The organism is Pseudomonas tolaasii NCPPB 2192 (genome assembly GCF_002813445.1).
In the GTDB taxonomy this organism is placed as follows: domain Bacteria; phylum Pseudomonadota; class Gammaproteobacteria; order Pseudomonadales; family Pseudomonadaceae; genus Aquipseudomonas; species Aquipseudomonas tolaasii.
In genome coordinates this window covers 88,163-104,496 of record NZ_PHHD01000001.1, presented here as the reverse complement: position 1 = coordinate 104,496, position 16,334 = coordinate 88,163, and the positions used below count along the sequence as shown (strand labels likewise).

The window sequence follows — 16,334 nt, the reverse complement described above, 5'->3', positions numbered from 1 at the left end:
TCACCGTCGCTCACGACGGCACAGACATCACCTCATTTTTAAGGAGCGCATTCATGGCTGTTGGTCTTGGTCCTTTGCCCACTTTGCACCCAGTCGCCGGTTTTGAACTCGGTATCGCGTCGGCCGGCATCAAGCGCCCGGGGCGTAAAGATGTGGTGGTGATGCGCTGTGCCGAAGGTTCGACTGTCGCCGGTGTGTTCACCCTCAATGCGTTCTGCGCAGCGCCGGTGATCCTGGCCAAGCAGCGTGTCGCCGGTAACATCCGCTACCTGCTGACCAACACCGGCAATGCCAACGCCGGCACCGGCGAACTTGGCCTGGTGGCGGCTGCGCGCACCTGCGCCAAGCTGGCCCAATTGACCGGCGTGGATGCCAGCCAGGTGTTGCCGTACTCCACCGGCGTGATCGGCGAGCCGTTGCCCGTCGAAAAAATCGAAGGCGCCCTGCAAGCTGCGCTGGACGACCTGTCTGTGGATAACTGGGCTGCCGCCGCCACCGGCATCATGACCACCGACACCCTGCCAAAAGGTGCTAGCCGTCAATTTGTACACGAAGGCGTCACGGTTACCGTGACCGGCATCAGCAAGGGCGCAGGCATGATTCGCCCGAACATGGCCACCATGCTCGGTTACATCGCCACCGACGCCAAAGTCTCCCGCGAGGTGCTGCACAAGTTGATCCTGGACGGTGCCAACAAGTCGTTCAACCGCATCACCATCGACGGCGACACCTCGACCAACGACTGCTGCATGCTGATTGCCACCGGCCAGGCCAACCTGCCGGAAATCACCGAGGCGAGCGGTCCGTTGTTCGCGGCGTTGAAGCAGGCTGTGTTCGAAGTCTGCATGGACGTGGCTCAGGCCATCGTGCGTGATGGCGAAGGCGCCACCAAATTCGTCACCGTGGAAGTCAACGGCGGCGGCAATCATCAAGAGTGCCTGGACGTGGGTTACACCGTGGCGCACTCGCCGCTGATCAAGACCGCGCTGTTCGCCTCCGACCCGAACTGGGGGCGTATCCTCGCCGCCGTCGGCCGTGCCGGCGTGCCGGACCTGGACGTGAGCAAGATCGACGTGTTCCTGAGCGGTGTGTGCATCGCCAGCCGTGGCGCCCGCGCAGAGACCTACACCGAAGCCCAGGGCTCGGCGGTGATGCAACAGGAAGAAATCACCATCCGCATTGAGCTGGGCCGCGGCGATTGCAGCGAAACCATCTGGACCACCGACCTGTCCCACGAGTACGTGAAAATCAACGCGGAATACCGTACCTGATTGCAGAGAGGATAAGCGCGGTGAAACGAGTGCATGTAGCAGCAGCGGTGATCCGCGGTGTCGACGGCAGGATCCTGCTGGCACGCCGCGCCGATACCCAGCATCAGGGCGGCCTGTGGGAGTTTCCCGGGGGCAAGGTGGAGGCCGACGAATCGGTGGCCGCCGCACTGTCCCGCGAGTTGCAGGAAGAGTTGGGCATTCAGGTCACCACGGCACGCCCGTTGATCAAAGTGCAACATGACTACCCGGACAAGCAGGTGCTGCTGGATGTGTGGGAAGTCTCGGCCTTTGGCGGCGAACCCCATGGTGCCGAAGGGCAGCCGCTGGAATGGGTGGCGCCCCGAGACTTGATCAATTATGAGTTCCCGGCGGCGAATGCGCCGATCGTGGCGGCGGCGCGTTTGCCTGCCGAGTACCTGATCACGCCTGGCGAACTGGAAACCCCGACCCTGTTGCGTGGTATCCAGAAAGCCATTGCCGGTGGCATCAAGCTGATTCAATTGCGCGCGCCCAACGGCTACGACCCGAAATACCGCGACCTTGCGGTGGACGCCGTGGGCCTGTGTGCCGGCAAGGCGCAGTTGATGCTCAAGGGCCCATTTGAATGGCTGGGGGATTTTCCTTCGGCCGGCTGGCACATGACCTCGGCGCAGTTGCGCAAATATGCGAGCAAGGGCCGACCGCTGCCGAAGGATCGTTGGCTGGCGGCGTCGTGCCACAACGCTGAAGAACTCGCGCTGGCGCACATGATGGACGTGGATTTTGTCACGCTGTCGCCGGTGCAGCCGACCCAGACGCATCCTGATGGCCAGCCGCTCGGTTGGGACATGGCGGCTCAGTTGATCCGTGGGTTCAACAAGCCGGTGTTTCTGTTGGGCGGGGTTGGGCCAACTGAGCGGCAACAGGCTTGGGCTGCCGGGGCCCAAGGCGTTGCTGGCATTCGGGCGTTCTGGCCGGAAGTTTGATGCCGTTCTGACGGGCCCCATCGCAGGCGAGCCAGCTCCCACATTTGAATGTGTTCACAGATCAAGTGTGGGAGCTGGCTCGCCTGCGATGGGGCCAAATCAGTCACCACCAAATTATCAGTGGGGCCTGGCCGCCGCCTGCCACAGCACCTCCGCGACCCCTTGGCGTTTGGCAATCACCCGTGCCGCCACAAACAACACATCCGACAAACGATTGATATACGAAAGCCCCACGCCTTCCAGCGGCTCCACCGCATTCAACTGCTGACACCGCCTCTCCGCACTGCGCGCCAGGCTGCGACACACATGGGCCTGGGCAATCAACGCCGAGCCACCGGGCAAAATGAAATTTTCCAACGGCCCGACTTCCTCGTTCCAGCGATCAATCGCCGCTTCCAGCCGGTCCACTTCCGCCGCGTTCAAGGCCTTGTACACCGGCATCGCCAGCTCACCGCCCAGGTCAAACAAGCGATGCTGGCAAGGCGAAAGCACTTCGATCACATCCTTCAATTCCGGGTGCTTGCCGCTTTGCTCTTCAAGGTTGGCCAGCAACAAACCCAACTGGCTATTCAGCGTATCGACTTCACCAATGGCCTCTATGCGCGGGTGGTCCTTGGCTACACGGCGGCCGTCGCCCAGGCCGGTTTCGCCTTTGTCGCCGGTACGGGTGTAGATCTTCGACAGGCGAAAGCCCATGGTCATTGCTCCAGTCGGGTGAGTTCGTGGGGTGGCAGTTGGCTGCCGGCCAACGGCAGGCGCAGGGTGAAACAGGTGCCCTGGCCCGGCGTGGAGTGCACTTCCATCTGGCCCTTGTGGTTGTTGGTGATGATGAAATACGACACCGACAGCCCAAGCCCGGTGCCCTGTCCGATTTCCTTGGTGGTGAAGAACGGCTCGAAGGTGCGCTTGCGTACGCTTTCGCTCATGCCGATGCCGTTGTCCTCCACCTGGATTTCCGCCCAGGGCGGATTCAGCCGGGTGCGCAAAATGATGCGCCCCGGTTCACTGTCGTCTTCACGCAGGTGAATGGCCTGGGCGGCGTTTTTCAGCAGGTTGAGCAGCACCTGTTCCAGTTCGTTGGCTGTGCCGGGGACCGGGCCGAGTTGCGGGTCGAACTGGCGGATTATCGCCTGGCCCTTGAAGTCGAAGCCGATGGTTAGGTCGAAGTCGTTACCGGCAATGTCCACGGCTTGATCGATCAGCGCCGGCAAATCACACGGCGCCATCTGGCGATTGCTGCGGCGGCTGAAGCTGAGCATATGGGTGACGATTTTCGCCGCCCGCGCGCCGGCCTGTTGAATGCCGTCGAGCAACTGCGGCACTTCACGGCTTTGCAGGTAACGGTTGACGGTCTCCAGTTCAATGCCGGCTTGTTCGGCGTGTTCCAGGTTTTTCGGCAGGTCGGGAGACAGGCGGCGGCGGATGTTCTGCACGTTGTGCAGGATGGCCCCCAGCGGGTTGTTGATTTCATGGGCCATGCCCGCAGCAAGGCCGCCGACGGAGAGCATTTTCTCCGACTGCACCATCATTTCTTCCAGGGAAAGGCGCTGGGTAATGTCGTCAATGCGGATGACCACACCGCGCCCGGCGCCGCCCATCAACGGGTAGAAGGTGAGGGCGTAGTGCTTGGGTTCGTCGTCTTTGACCCAAGTGACGCGCTCGATGCGTTCAACCGTGTGTTGTTCAACCGTGGCCTTGATCTGCGGCAGGTAGGGTTTGAGCGGCTGGAAGGCCAGGAAAATCGGCTGGTTCAGCGCTTCATCCAGGCGCGTACCGGAAAGCGCGCTGGCTTCCTGATTCCACTGGGTGACGTAAAGCTGCTCGTCGAGGGCGATCAGCGCCGAGGGCATCGAGTCGATGATGCTGTTCAGATAGTTCTGAAAACCCGTGAGTTTTTTCTCGATCTTGCTGCGAACCTGCACTTCCAGTTCCAGCTTGCGGTTGGTGTGGCGGGTTTCTTCGGCCAGGCCCTGAGCCTGGTCGTAAGCGGCCTGGGAGTCGTCGCGCGCGCGTTTGAGTTGCTGCTCCCGGGCTTCGATGCGCGACAACATGGTGTTGAAGGCCTCGGCCAGGCTGCCGATTTCATCGTGGTTGCCGCGCCCGGCGCGCAGGGCGTAGTTCTCTTCGCGGGTGACCTGGCGTGACAGCTCTTCAAGTTCGTGGATCGGCCGGGTGATCAGGCGCTTGATCTGCCGGGCGATCACCAGCCAGAGCAACACGCTGAAAATCAGGATGCCGAGGCTGGCGGTCAGCGTCCCCGTATAGAAGGCCACCGGCAGTTCGCTGCTCGCCACCAGCAGCAAGTGCCCGGAAGGCTGGCCGGCGCGGGGCAGGGTGATGACCTGGTTGCTGCGAAACTCGGTCACGCGCCACGCTTCGATGTGCCGGTAGTTATCCGGCAGATGCAGGCGGTTGCCGTGCTGCATCTGCGCCAGGCGGTTGCCGTCGCCGTCGTACAGCGCCGCGGCGCGCAACGGCGAATAGCTGGTCAATTCATTGAGCAAGGCCTCGGCTTTGGCGGGTGACTCGATGGCTTCGGCGGCCAGCGACGGGTTGGACACCAGGCGGCCAATGGCCTGCAACGCCTGCGGCGCCATGCTTTCCTGGGAAATCCAGTAGGCCGCGCTGATGAACGTCAGGTTGGCCACCAACAATACAGTGGTCAACAACACCAGCAGGGCGGCCAGCAGCTTCTGCCCTACCGGTAGATTTTCAAGACGCTGGCGCAGTGGCATCAGGGTTTTCCCAGGTGATAGACAGGTAGGCAGGGTAGCGCGTGCCTCAGTCGCTGGCCAATCCGCGTGCAACCAGGTAGCCGACCAGCCGCGCTTGCAATTGTTGCAGGTGTGGCAAAACCAATTGATGGCGGGCAGCCGCCTGGCATGCATAACCGAGCAGGTAGCTGATTTCGGTGCGCCGGGCGTTGGCCACGTCCTGGTACATGGAGGAGTAGTTGGCGGCCGTGGTCTGGATCACGCGCTCCACTTCGCTGTGCAAACCTTCGGCGGCTGCAGGCTGGCCACAGCATTCGAGGAGTTCGGCCAGCTCGGCACACAGGGTGGCGACTTCACATTGATGCGCTTGCAGGCCGCCGTTGCGGCACTGGTACAGCACGGTCAGCGGGTTGATCGCGCAGTTGAGCGCCAGCTTGCGCCACAGGCGCGTGAGGATGTCGGTGCTCCAGGCGTGGGGGATGCCGGCGGCGTGCAGGTCTTCCAGCCACGGCGGTGGAGTCGGGTGGGCGGCGTCGCCCAGCCAGGTGTAACCATGTCCGGCGAACACCACGCGCCAGTCGCCGTCGCGAAACGCGCCTTCGGTACTGGAGGCAAACAGGCAGCGCGCCTGAGGCAATTGCACGGCGACCGCGTCCTGGCTGCCGAGGCCGTTTTGCAGCAGGACCAGTTCGGCGTCCGGCGCCAGCCGGTGTTGCAGTTGTGCGACGGCGCTTTGAGCGTCGTAGGCTTTGCACGCCACTAACAGGCGACGAATTGGCTCGGGGCTGTCAGGTGTTTCGCCGATCACGGGGTAGGTCTGCTCCAGGCCCTGTTCCACCAGCGTCAGCCCGGCACCGGCTTGGTAATTCGCCAGGCGAGCGGCGTCGCGCAGAATCAATCGCACGGGCACGCCGGCGCGGGCCAGGCGTGTGGCCCAGAGTGTGCCCAGGCTGCCAGCGCCGAGAATGTGCCAGGTGGTCGACATCAGTTTGTGCTCCGTAGGGCCGCTCACAGTGAATGGGGCGAAAGAACCGCTATAATGCCCCGGCATTTTAGCTCGGGCGCGCTCCATCTCTACTGAGCCCGCCCCTTATATTGGAGAAATGACATGCCTTCGTTCGACGTGGTATCCGAACTGGACAAACACGAAGTCACCAACGCCGTCGAGAACGCCGTCAAGGAACTGGACCGTCGCTATGACTTGAAAGGCAAGGGCAGCTTCGAATTCAAGGAAAAGGAACTGACCGTCAACCTGACTGCAGAAGCCGATTTCCAGCTGGAAGCGATGATCGAGATCCTCAAACTGTCCCTGGTCAAGCGCAAAATCGACGCGCAGTGCCTCGAAATCAAGGACGCGTACGCTTCCGGCAAGCTGATGAAGCAAGAGGCTGTCCTCAAGGAAGGCATCGACAAGGAGCTGGCGAAGAAAATCGTCGCTCACATCAAGGATGCCAAGCTGAAAGTCCAGGCGGCCATCCAGGGTGAGCAGGTTCGCGTCACCGGCAAGAAACGTGACGATTTGCAGGAAGCGATTGCTGCCCTGCGCGCCAAGACCTTCGATATGCCGCTGCAGTTCAATAACTTTCGCGACTGATGGCACTTTGGGGAACCCGTCGACGTTTTTGGCGTCCCACGCCCCAGTGTCTGAGCCTACACTTGAGCCCTTCGGGGCTCATTTGCGTTTTCAGGCAGTCAATAAAGCCGCACATCCGCGTAACAGGAGAAGATAGATGGATTTGAATGCTGAAGTGGATCACTTGATCAAGACCTCAGAGTCCTGGATCCCGATGATCATGGAATACGGCAGCCGGTTTCTGCTGGCGATAATCACCCTGGCCATCGGTTGGTGGCTGATCAACGTTCTGACCCACCGGGTAGGGCGCTTGCTGGCGATGCGTAATGCCGACCTGGCGTTGCAGCACTTCATCACCAGCCTGGCGAACATTGCGCTCAAAGTCATGCTGGTGGTCAACGTGGCCTCCATGATCGGTGTGGCCACCACCTCGTTCGTTGCCGCGATCGGTGCCGCCACCCTGGCTATCGGCCTGGCGTTGCAGGGCAGCCTGGCGAATTTCGCCGGCGGTGTGCTGATTCTGCTGTTCCGCCCGTTCCGCATCGGTGACTGGATCGAAGCCCAGGGCACTTCCGGTACCGTGGACAGCATCCAGATCTTCCACACCGTGCTGCGCACCGGCGACAACAAAACCGTGATCATCCCCAACGGCAGCCTGTCCAACGGCCTGATCACCAACACCAACCGTCAGCCGACCCGCAAGGTGGTGTTTGATGTGGGTGTGGACTACGAGGCGGACCTGCAGAAGGCCCGTGAGGTGTTGCTGGAACTGGCCAAAGACCCGCGCGTATTGACTGATCCTGCCGCCGTTGCCGTGGTTTCGACATTGGGTGACAGCTCTATTACGGTTTCCCTGCGTTGCTGGACTAAAACCCCGGATTATTGGGATGTGATGTTTATGCTCAATGAACTGGCGCGCGATCGTTTGAAAGCGGCTGGGATTGATATTCCATTTCCCCAGCGCGTTATTCGAGTGATGCAGGAAAGTGTTACGAAGTAACTAAGTGAGCGGCGCTCGAACTTGGCTGAAAGGTCAGGTTCGAGGGTAAATGTTTAAACTCGATAGTTAGCTTGCTAGTTATTTGTTCAATGAAATAATTCAGCAATAAAAAAGCCGCTCCCTTGTGAACAGGGGAGCGGCTTTTTATTTAAGGCCGAGGCCTTAAGCCATCGTTGTAATCAAATAGCCAATTACAAGATGTTCAGCGGGTATTGCGCGATCAGACGCAGTTCGTCGATGGACGCCGAACCGTAGTACACGCCGTCAGACGAACGATAGGTGGCTTGACGCACGCGCAGGCTCAGGTCTTTGGCCGGGCCGCTCTGGATCACGTACTTGGCTTCGATGTCGCGTTCCCACTCTTTGCCGTTCGAGGTGGTGGCGGTGTTGGCGCCGCTGCCGCTGACGTAACGGGTCATGAAGCTCAGGCCTGGCACGCCGAAGGTGGCCATGTTCAGGTCGTAGCGAGCTTGCCAGGATTTCTCGTCTTCAGCGTTGAAGTCGGAACGGGCAATGGAGTTGGCCAGGAACACAGTGCCGCCGCCGTCTACGCCGTAGCCATAGTCGCCGTCGCCGCTGACTTTCTGGTAGGCCAGGGTAAAGGTGTGAGCCTGGATGGTGTACGCGCCTTGCAAGCTGTAGGCACGGTTGTCCAGTTTGGTGGTGCCGTCTTTTTCTGCGCGTTGCAGGCCGGCGCCATCGCTCTTGGTGCTGTAGATGTTGAAGTCAACGGCCAGGGACTGGTCGTTGCTCAGCGCGTGAGTCCAGTTCAGGTTGGCGTAGGTTTTCTTCCAGTAGTCTTCAGTCTTCGCGTAGTACAGGCTGGCGCTGACTTCCGGCGTCAGGGCATACACGCCACCGATGAAGTCGGTTTTGGTCAGGCCCAGGCTGTCACGGTAGGTCTGTGCTTGTGCAACGCTGGAGGTGAAGTGACCGCCTTCCAGTTTCAGGCCTTTGATCTCGTTGCTGGTGATCGAGATACCCTGTGGCAGCTCTGGCAGCAAACGGCTGTCATCGGAAGCGAATACCGGTGCGGTGGTGTATTGGTCACCGATTTTCAGCACGGTGTCGGAGATGCGGAACTTAACCGCGCCGCCGCCTTTGGAGTAGTCGTCTTGTGCGCGACCATCGGCGCCGGTAGGGAACAGGCCGGTGCCCGAGCGACCCTTGCCGCTGTCCAGTTTCACGCCCAGCAGGCCGATCACGTCAACACCCACACCGATGGTGCCTTGGGTGTAGCCCGACTGGAACAGGCCGTTGAAGCCCAGGCCGGTTTCGTTGACGCGGCTTTTGCCGGTGTCGTTGTTACGGAAGTCGCGACCGAAGTTCAGGAGGCGAGTGTTGATGCTGAAAGTGCTGTCTTCAACAAAGCCCTTGGAATCGTCCTGGGCGGACGCCATTGCGAACTGCGAGGTACCGGCTGATACAGCCAGTGCGATCATGCTCCACTTCATCACGCGCATCGTGATTTGCTCCTTTGGTTTTAGGAAGAGTACTGCCGTCCCACCTGTATTTTTATCTGGGCGGCTCTTTCTTTTTTGTGTCGGCGCAAAGTTATATCACGCAGACTCTATTGACGATACTTGCCCATCTTTCCTTTCAGCTTCTTTACGAGGCTGTCGTAAATTGCTAGATCCATGTCGCAAATTCACAGCCCAACTACAGTCGGGCTGACAACTTCAATAGTGTTTCCAAACCGTTTTAAAAGTTTGAAATCTTCCTTGGCTCACATTGAAACGCTACTGTTTTTTTATCGCGAAACACCGGTTTCCATACAGGTGTCGTTGCCGACGATATGGGTGTCAATGCAACAAGCGTGCACAAAGCGGTAACCGAATGTCATTTTTTCGTGAAAAACGTTACGGCGGTGTAAAAACCGCATAAGCACGGGCTTTTTGCGTCGTTTGGTTTGGGCTTGACGCCCGGTGGTTTCGCCTGTTCGGTGGTACACAAAACCTGCACCTGGGCAAAACGTTACCGGTTCACCCTCACAAGTGGGTAATCGGCGGATCCCTTTGAGGCACAGGTGGGTCATTTTGGTGCGTCCCGTTGAGGCCCGGATTAGCGTAGCTCAAATATCGACTTGCCTCGAAAAGGTGCATGTTTTTTGTCGGGTGGCTGGCGCGATTCCCGCATTCGCCGTGAAGCGGCCGCCTTTCAACGGTATGCTGGGCGCCTGAAACCGAACTGCCGAACGGAGTGCCACGTGTTCGCCCTAGATCAACGCCTGCAACAAGACACCCTGGCCATTGGGGACTTCCCGCTCTGCCGCCTGCTGCTGTCCAATGATTCGAATTATCCGTGGTTCATCCTGGTGCCGCGCAAGGACGGTATCAGCGAAGTGTTTCAACTGGATGTCGCCGATCAACACACGCTGTGGCATGAAACCACTGCCCTGGCCGAGCTGCTGAATGCAGGGCTGGGCGCCGACAAGATGAACATTGGTGCCTTGGGTAACGTCGTCAGCCAGTTGCACGTGCACGTGATCGTGCGCAAGCGCGATGACGCTGCCTGGCCGGCGCCGGTGTGGGGCAAGCATCCGGCGCAACCTTATACGCAGGAGCAAGTGGCGGCGATTCGTGCACGTTTGCGCGAGCTCTTGCCCGCCGACTTCATCTTTTTCCAGGACTGAGCCATGGATTTGCAAGACCGCGTTACCGACCTGGAGACCCGACTGGCTTTTCAGGACGACACCATCGAGACCCTCAACGATATTCTGGTCACCCAGCAACGGGCTGTTGAACGTCTGCAGCTCCAGATGACGGCCTTGCTCAAGCGTCAGGAAGAAATGGGCGGCCAGTTCGAGACCTCCGAAGAAGAAGCGCCGCCGCCGCACTATTAACAGGCGCGCATAAAAAAACCGCGACCCGGTATAACCAGGTCGCGGTTTTTTTGTGCCTGAGCGGGAATCAGCGACGCGGCAGTGCCGCGATCACGTCTTCTGCCTGCAGGCCCTTGTCGCGGTTCATGACGGAGAACTCCACGCGCTGGCCTTCGACCAGAACGCGGTGACCTTCGCCACGGATGGCCCGGAAGTGGACGAAGATATCGTCGCCCGAATCGCGGGAAATAAAGCCGAAGCCTTTTGAGGTGTTGAACCACTTGACGGTACCGGTATCCCGGTTGGTCATGTCGTAGTTTTGCGACGCGGCCGCTGGAGACGAACGGTAGAAGCTGATGGCCAGGTGGAGAACAATGGCGACCACAGCAATCACCAGGCTGAGCAGGATGGCCGGGTGGCCGCCCACTTCAGGCATAGGTGCCAGGAGGGTGAGGGTTTGAACGACGACGGTCAGTACCAACAGCGCGCTGACCAGATTTTGCAGTTGATGACGCGTGCCTTTGTTCCAGTAAGGGATCACCGGTGCGAGCGTCAGGTTAAGAAGGCCGAACAAGGCCAGGTACAGGGCGTCGTGTTGTTCCAGATACGGCAGGCTTTCAGGCTGCAGGCTCGGGATAAAGGACAGCAGCAAAGCTGCAACGCCCGTTAGCAGGTGGACGATTTTCAACATTTTGATTAACTCACGTTAAGACGGATCACGAGGAAGAGCTGACTGGCACGGTTCGCTTCTGAACTATGGGAGGCGTTGAGCACGTGCGCGGGTATCAGCCTATGTGGCGTGCCGCAGAAATAAACGGGAGCCACACCGCGTCTATTTAACAGCAAAGGCTGTGCCTACTCAAATCAAGCATTTCAGGGGGTTGCAAGCGCCATGGCATTTCTGGGGCAAACACTTGTCCTAGACAGGTGCAGGTATTTCGGGCGAGATTTTCAGACGGCTCCTACCTTGTGCAAAGGCTTGTCTGTCGGCGACAGCAAGCGGCGCACGGACGATTTGCCGCACGTAACGCAAGCCTGCCCGGCTGCACGGCGCAGGCACTCTTGCTAGAGTGGGCCTGCACCTGATCAATGAATGTTCGTCAATTGAAGGGGAAAAACATGGCAATCGATATTGGTATCAGTGAAGAAGACCGTAAATCCATCGTCGATGGGCTTTCACGGTTACTGTCCGATACCTATGTGTTGTACCTGAAAACCCACAACTTTCACTGGAACGTCACGGGCCCCATGTTTCGCACGCTGCACTTGATGTTTGAAGAGCAGTACAACGAACTGGCGCTGGCTGTGGACTCCATCGCCGAACGTATCCGTGCCCTGGGCTTCCCGGCGCCGGGCGCGTATTCGATCTACGCCCGTTTGTCTTCCATCAAGGAAGAAGAAGGTGTGCCGAGCGCCGAAGAAATGATCAAGCAACTGGTCGCCGGCCAGGAAGCGGTCACCCGCACCGCGCGTGGCATCTTTCCGTTGCTCGACAAGGTCAGCGATGAACCGACCGCCGACCTGCTGACCCAGCGTATGCAGGTCCACGAGAAAACCGCGTGGATGCTGCGCTCCCTGCTGGAAAACCAGTAAAAACACCTGCCGGGCGGCGCCGTTCTGGCGCCGCTCGCTTGTTTCCCTGCGCTTGCCTGCCTTGTCCTACGCGTTTCAAATCCCCGTCTTCTGGCCGCTCCGCACGCCCTGCTGTTTTATAGCGCTACTGCCCGATGGGAGACGCCCATGGGCTGCCGTTTGGCAATGGAGTGTCAGGTGTATGTCACGCGCAACAGGTAATGGGGTCATGGAAACCGGCGGTTTTCATGGGGCAAGGGTCGATCCCTTTGCGAAAGGTTTCGATATGGGGCTGGCCAGGCCATTATCCCGCTCGGTCCGGCTCAATGGGTTTTCCACTTGTCTGCGGCTTGAACAGATCTACTGGAATATCCTTACGGAGATTGCCCGGATCAATGCGTGCTCGGTCAGTGCATTGCTGTCTTATGTCGACCGGGAGGTGCATTTGCGCTATGGCGGCGTGAAGAACTTCAGTGGGTTGGTCAGGGTGGTGTGTGTGGTTCATCTGCTCAAAGACCGCGAGAAGCCCGGTTGATAACGCCGTTCCGGAGCCGGCCGGCCGTCAAGGCTGGCCGGTTTTCGGGCAGAAAGCCGGCTGCGCTGCCTCGATTTACCAGATATAATCCCGCGCTTTGCTATGCATGCCGGGGCAATACCGGCAGGGTACAGCGCAGTAACGACCTGATCGCCGAGACATCTCCATGCCCATGTACGATTATCAATGTGCTTCCTGTGGTCATCAGTTGGAAGCCATTCAGAAGATCAGCGCAGCGCCGCTGGTCGATTGCCCTGCCTGCCAGGCGCCTGAGCTGAAGAAGATGTTGTCCATGCCGGGCTTCCGCCTCAGCGGCAGCGGCTGGTACGAGACCGACTTCAAGACCGGCTCGAAGAAGAACCTGGCGGGCGGCGACAAAGCAGACTGAGTTGAACTCTACGCGCAGGCTCCTGCATTATCCGTCCCCTGCTTTAATGTACGGTGACGAGGCAGGCCTCCACCGAATTTCGAATTACGAGAAGTGAAACCACGACCATGATGCGCAGCCACTATTGCGGCCAACTGAACGAGACCCTGGAAGGTCAGGAAATCACCCTTTGCGGATGGGTTCACCGTCGCCGCGACCACGGCGGGGTGATCTTCCTCGATATCCGTGATCGTGATGGTCTGGCCCAGGTGGTGTTCGACCCGGACCGCGCCGAAAGCTTCGCCGCCGCCGACCGCGTGCGCAGCGAATACGTGGTGAAAATCACCGGCAAGGTTCGCCTGCGTCCGGCCGGTGCCGTGAACAAGAACATGGCGTCCGGCGGCATTGAAGTGCTGGGCTACGAGCTGGAAGTGCTGAACGAGTCGGAAACCCCGCCGTTCCCACTCAACGAATACTCCGACGTGGGCGAAGAAACCCGCCTGCGCTACCGCTTCCTCGACCTGCGCCGTCCTGAAATGGCCGAGAAGCTGCGCCTGCGTTCGCGCATGACCACCAGCATCCGCCGCTTCCTCGACGAAAACGGCTTCCTTGACGTGGAAACGCCGATCCTGACCCGGGCCACCCCTGAAGGCGCGCGTGACTACCTGGTGCCGAGCCGTACCCATGCCGGTTCGTTCTTCGCCCTGCCGCAATCGCCGCAGCTGTTCAAGCAACTGCTGATGGTGGCCGGCTTCGACCGTTACTACCAGATCGCCAAGTGCTTCCGTGACGAAGACCTGCGCGCCGACCGCCAGCCGGAATTCACCCAGATCGACATCGAGACCAGCTTCCTCGATGAAAAAGAGATCATGGGCCTGACCGAGCAGATGATCCGCAACCTGTTCAAGGAAGTGCTGAACCTGGAGTTCGGCGATTTCCCGCACATGACCTTCGAAGAAGCCATGCGCCGCTACGGTTCCGACAAGCCAGACCTGCGTAACCCGCTGGAACTGGTGGACGTGGCCGACCAGCTCAAGGAAGTCGACTTCAAGGTGTTCAGTGGCCCGGCCAACGACCCTAAATGCCGCATTGCCGCCCTGCGCGTGCCTGGCGGCGCGAGCATGCCGCGCAAGCAGATCGACGACTACACCAAGTTCGTCGGTATCTACGGTGCCAAGGGCCTGGCGTACATCAAGGTCAACGAGCGCGCCAACGGCATTGACGGCCTGCAATCGCCGATCGTGAAAAACATCCCGCTGGACAACCTGAACGCGATCCTCGACCGCGTGGGTGCCGTCGACGGCGACATCGTGTTCTTCGGCGCCGACAAAGCCAAGATCGTCAGCGAAGCCCTCGGCGCGCTGCGGATCAAGCTGGGTCACGACCTGAACCTGCTGACCTGCGAGTGGGCCCCGATGTGGGTCGTTGACTTCCCGATGTTCGAAGAGAACGACGACGGCAGCTTCAGCGCCTTGCACCACCCGTTCACCGCGCCGAAGTGCTCCCCGGCCGAGCTGGAAGCCAACCCGGCGGGCGCATTGTCCCGCGCCTACGACATGGTGCTCAACGGCACTGAATTGGGTGGCGGTTCGATCCGTATCCACCGCAAAGAGATGCAGCAAGCGGTGTTCCGCCTGTTGGGCATCAACGAAGCGGAACAGGAAGAGAAGTTCGGCTTCCTGCTCGACGCCCTGAAATACGGCGCGCCGCCGCACGGTGGCCTGGCGTTCGGTCTGGACCGTCTGGTGATGCTGATGACCGGTGCCCAGTCGATCCGTGAAGTGATCGCCTTCCCGAAAACCCAGAGTGCTGCGGACGTCATGACCCAGGCTCCGGGCGTGGTGGATGCCAAGGCCTTGCGTGAACTGCACATTCGCCTGCGCGAGACGCCAAAGGCTGAGTAAGGCTGCTGCGTGAAAGCGCGCTGAGGTTGTACGCAGTCTAAAAGGCGCATCTTCGGATGCGCCTTTGCGTTTAAAAGAGGGAATTCCTGCCTGGGGCGGGATTGATCAGGTTTCTACAGAATTTCGGAGTTGTGTTATGGCTGGCCATTCCAAGTGGGCGAACATCAAGCACCGCAAAGAGCGTCAGGATGCCAAGAAGGGCAAGATCTTCACCAAGTGGATCCGTGAGCTGACCGTCGCGGCCCGTCAGGGTGGTGGCGACCCGGGTTCCAACCCGCGTCTGCGCCTGGCGCTGGACAAGGCCCTTGGCGCCAACATGAGCCGCGACATTATCGACCGCGCCGTGGCCCGAGGTGCCGGCGCCGCCGACACCGACGACATGGTCGAATTGAGCTACGAAGGCTACGGCCCGGGTGGCGTGGCGGTGATGGTCGAGTGCATGACCGACAACCGCAACCGCACTGCAGCAGCCGTTCGCCATGCGTTCAGCAAGTGTGGTGGCAACCTCGGCACCGACGGCTCGGTGGCTTACCTGTTCGAGCGCAAGGGGCAGATCACGTTCGCGCCGGGCACCGACGAAGAGGCGCTGATGGAAGCCGCCATGGAGGCGGATGCCGACGACGTGGTGACCAACGAAGACGGTTCCATTGACGTGTTCACCTCGTTTGCCAGCTTCTACGCCGTGCGCAACGCCCTTGAAGCCGCCGGTTTTAAAGGCACCGACGCGGAAATCGTCATGTTGCCGACCACCAGCGCCGAACTGGACCTGGACGGTGCACAGAAGGTATTGAAGATGCTGGATATGCTGGAAGACCTGGATGATGTGCAGAACGTGTATTCGAATGCCGATATCCCGGAGGACGTGGCTGCACAGCTAGTCTGAGGTATGTGGGAGCGGGCTTGCCCGCGAATACGGTGTACCAGTCGCTGACAATGTTGGCTGATCCACCGCTTTCGCGGGCAAGCCCGCTCCCACATTGGATCTCCTTTGTAGCAGAAATTGTGTTCACCCAACCCGCAGGCGTTATGACTTTAATCCTAGGTATCGACCCCGGTTCGCGCATCACCGGTTTTGGCGTGGTGCAGCAGACGCCGCGCGGCTGCATCTACGTCGCATCGGGGTGCATTCGCACCGGCTCGGGTGAGCTGGCCGAGCGCTTACAGATCGTCTATCGCGGCGTACGTGAAGTGATCCAGACCTACGGTCCTGTAACCATGGGCATCGAAAAAGTCTTTATGGCCAAAAACGCCGATTCCGCCTTGAAGCTTGGCCAGGCTCGCGGTGCGGCCATTGTTGCGGGCGCGGAAGAAAGTCTGGAAATCGCCGAATACACCGCCACTCAAGTCAAGCAGGCGGTGGTCGGTACCGGCGCGGCCAATAAAGAGCAGGTGCAGATGATGGTCATGCACATGCTCAAGCTCACCGCCAAACCGCAAATCGACGCCTCCGACGCCCTGGCCATCGCCATTTGCCATGCGCATACGCGTTCCAGCCTGCTGCCGCATGGCTTGGGCACCGCACGCAGTCGTGGCGGGCGGCTGCGTCTCTGATAGCATCAGCGCAATCGTTATTTCCGGTCAGGCCTTGATCTGACCCCCAAGCTTTAAGGAT

17 protein-coding genes are annotated in these 16,334 nt (G+C 59.8%); 12 read left to right on the top strand and 5 right to left on the bottom strand.

The window, feature by feature from the left end; all coding sequences use genetic code 11:
• Positions 1 to 53: 53 nt before the first annotated feature.
• Both argJ and ATI14_RS00525 read left to right on the top strand, forming a co-directional pair.
• A complete protein-coding gene (argJ, locus tag ATI14_RS00530) occupies positions 54 to 1,271 on the top strand; it encodes a bifunctional glutamate N-acetyltransferase/amino-acid acetyltransferase ArgJ (protein WP_016970302.1) in 1,218 nt (405 codons plus the stop codon).
• 20 nt (positions 1,272 to 1,291) lie between these two features.
• Entirely contained in the window at positions 1,292 to 2,236 is a 945-nt protein-coding gene (locus ATI14_RS00525; protein WP_016970303.1) for a Nudix family hydrolase, read from the top strand.
• A 117-nt stretch (positions 2,237 to 2,353) separates the two neighbouring features.
• Here the strand turns inward: ATI14_RS00525 and ATI14_RS00520 are convergent, their stop codons facing one another.
• From ATI14_RS00520 to ATI14_RS00510, 3 genes are read right to left on the bottom strand one after another with little or no spacing between them, the layout of a single operon-like run.
• Positions 2,354 to 2,932, bottom strand: a complete 579-nt coding sequence (locus ATI14_RS00520) for a cob(I)yrinic acid a,c-diamide adenosyltransferase (RefSeq protein WP_016970304.1) — start codon at positions 2,930 to 2,932, stop codon at positions 2,354 to 2,356.
• A gap of 2 nt (positions 2,933 to 2,934) precedes the next feature.
• Positions 2,935 to 4,971: a sensor histidine kinase gene (locus ATI14_RS00515; protein WP_016970305.1), complete on the bottom strand. Its 2,037-nt coding sequence runs from the start codon at positions 4,969 to 4,971 to the stop codon at positions 2,935 to 2,937.
• A gap of 46 nt (positions 4,972 to 5,017) precedes the next feature.
• On the bottom strand, positions 5,018 to 5,935 hold the full coding sequence (locus ATI14_RS00510; protein WP_016970306.1) for a putative 2-dehydropantoate 2-reductase: 918 nt from the start codon (positions 5,933 to 5,935) through the stop codon (positions 5,018 to 5,020).
• A 123-nt stretch (positions 5,936 to 6,058) separates the two neighbouring features.
• Between ATI14_RS00510 and ATI14_RS00505 the strand changes: the two genes are divergently transcribed.
• Both ATI14_RS00505 and ATI14_RS00500 read left to right on the top strand, forming a co-directional pair.
• The gene (locus ATI14_RS00505; protein ID WP_003175814.1) at positions 6,059 to 6,544 is read left to right on the top strand and encodes a YajQ family cyclic di-GMP-binding protein; all 486 of its coding nucleotides are present in this window, start codon (positions 6,059 to 6,061) and stop codon (positions 6,542 to 6,544) included.
• A 136-nt stretch (positions 6,545 to 6,680) separates the two neighbouring features.
• Positions 6,681 to 7,523: a mechanosensitive ion channel family protein gene (locus tag ATI14_RS00500; RefSeq protein ID WP_016970307.1), complete on the top strand. Its 843-nt coding sequence runs from the start codon at positions 6,681 to 6,683 to the stop codon at positions 7,521 to 7,523.
• A 191-nt stretch (positions 7,524 to 7,714) separates the two neighbouring features.
• Here ATI14_RS00500 and ATI14_RS00495 read toward each other — a convergent pair whose 3' ends face one another.
• Positions 7,715 to 8,986, bottom strand: coding sequence for an OprD family porin (locus tag ATI14_RS00495; protein WP_016970308.1), 1,272 nt, complete (start codon positions 8,984 to 8,986; stop codon positions 7,715 to 7,717).
• A 743-nt stretch (positions 8,987 to 9,729) separates the two neighbouring features.
• On the opposite strand from ATI14_RS00495, the gene ATI14_RS00490 reads away from it, so the two are divergent.
• Together ATI14_RS00490 and ATI14_RS00485 are read left to right on the top strand one after the other, a co-directional pair.
• Positions 9,730 to 10,155, top strand: coding sequence for an HIT domain-containing protein (locus ATI14_RS00490; protein WP_020372581.1), 426 nt, complete (start codon positions 9,730 to 9,732; stop codon positions 10,153 to 10,155).
• Positions 10,156 to 10,158: 3 nt separating this feature from the next.
• A complete protein-coding gene (locus ATI14_RS00485) occupies positions 10,159 to 10,365 on the top strand; it encodes a SlyX family protein (protein WP_016970310.1) in 207 nt (68 codons plus the stop codon).
• 67 nt (positions 10,366 to 10,432) lie between these two features.
• Here the strand turns inward: ATI14_RS00485 and ATI14_RS31810 are convergent, their stop codons facing one another.
• Positions 10,433 to 11,035, bottom strand: coding sequence for a cold-shock protein (locus ATI14_RS31810; RefSeq protein ID WP_003193875.1), 603 nt, complete (start codon positions 11,033 to 11,035; stop codon positions 10,433 to 10,435).
• A 428-nt stretch (positions 11,036 to 11,463) separates the two neighbouring features.
• Between ATI14_RS31810 and ATI14_RS00475 the strand changes: the two genes are divergently transcribed.
• The 6 genes from ATI14_RS00475 to ruvC all read left to right on the top strand — a co-directional run bounded on the left by ATI14_RS00475 (position 11,464) and on the right by ruvC (position 16,273).
• Positions 11,464 to 11,937, top strand: coding sequence for a Dps family protein (locus tag ATI14_RS00475; protein ID WP_003193874.1), 474 nt, complete (start codon positions 11,464 to 11,466; stop codon positions 11,935 to 11,937).
• Between the two features lie 181 nt (positions 11,938 to 12,118).
• A complete protein-coding gene (locus ATI14_RS00470; RefSeq protein WP_016973273.1) occupies positions 12,119 to 12,451 on the top strand; it encodes a ribbon-helix-helix domain-containing protein in 333 nt (110 codons plus the stop codon).
• A gap of 166 nt (positions 12,452 to 12,617) precedes the next feature.
• Positions 12,618 to 12,839 carry an FmdB family zinc ribbon protein gene (locus ATI14_RS00465; RefSeq protein WP_010208103.1) on the top strand — a complete coding sequence of 74 codons (222 nt, stop codon included), beginning with the start codon at positions 12,618 to 12,620 and terminating at the stop codon, positions 12,837 to 12,839.
• A 107-nt stretch (positions 12,840 to 12,946) separates the two neighbouring features.
• Complete coding sequence (gene aspS, locus ATI14_RS00460) at positions 12,947 to 14,722, top strand: aspartate--tRNA ligase (RefSeq protein ID WP_016973272.1); 1,776 nt, start codon at positions 12,947 to 12,949, stop codon at positions 14,720 to 14,722.
• Positions 14,723 to 14,858: 136 nt separating this feature from the next.
• Positions 14,859 to 15,605, top strand: coding sequence for a YebC/PmpR family DNA-binding transcriptional regulator (locus ATI14_RS00455; protein WP_016973271.1), 747 nt, complete (start codon positions 14,859 to 14,861; stop codon positions 15,603 to 15,605).
• A 143-nt stretch (positions 15,606 to 15,748) separates the two neighbouring features.
• Positions 15,749 to 16,273 (top strand): crossover junction endodeoxyribonuclease RuvC, encoded by a 525-nt coding sequence (gene ruvC, locus ATI14_RS00450; protein ID WP_016973270.1) that lies wholly within the window; start codon positions 15,749 to 15,751, stop codon positions 16,271 to 16,273.
• The last annotated feature ends 61 nt before the right edge of the window (positions 16,274 to 16,334 follow it).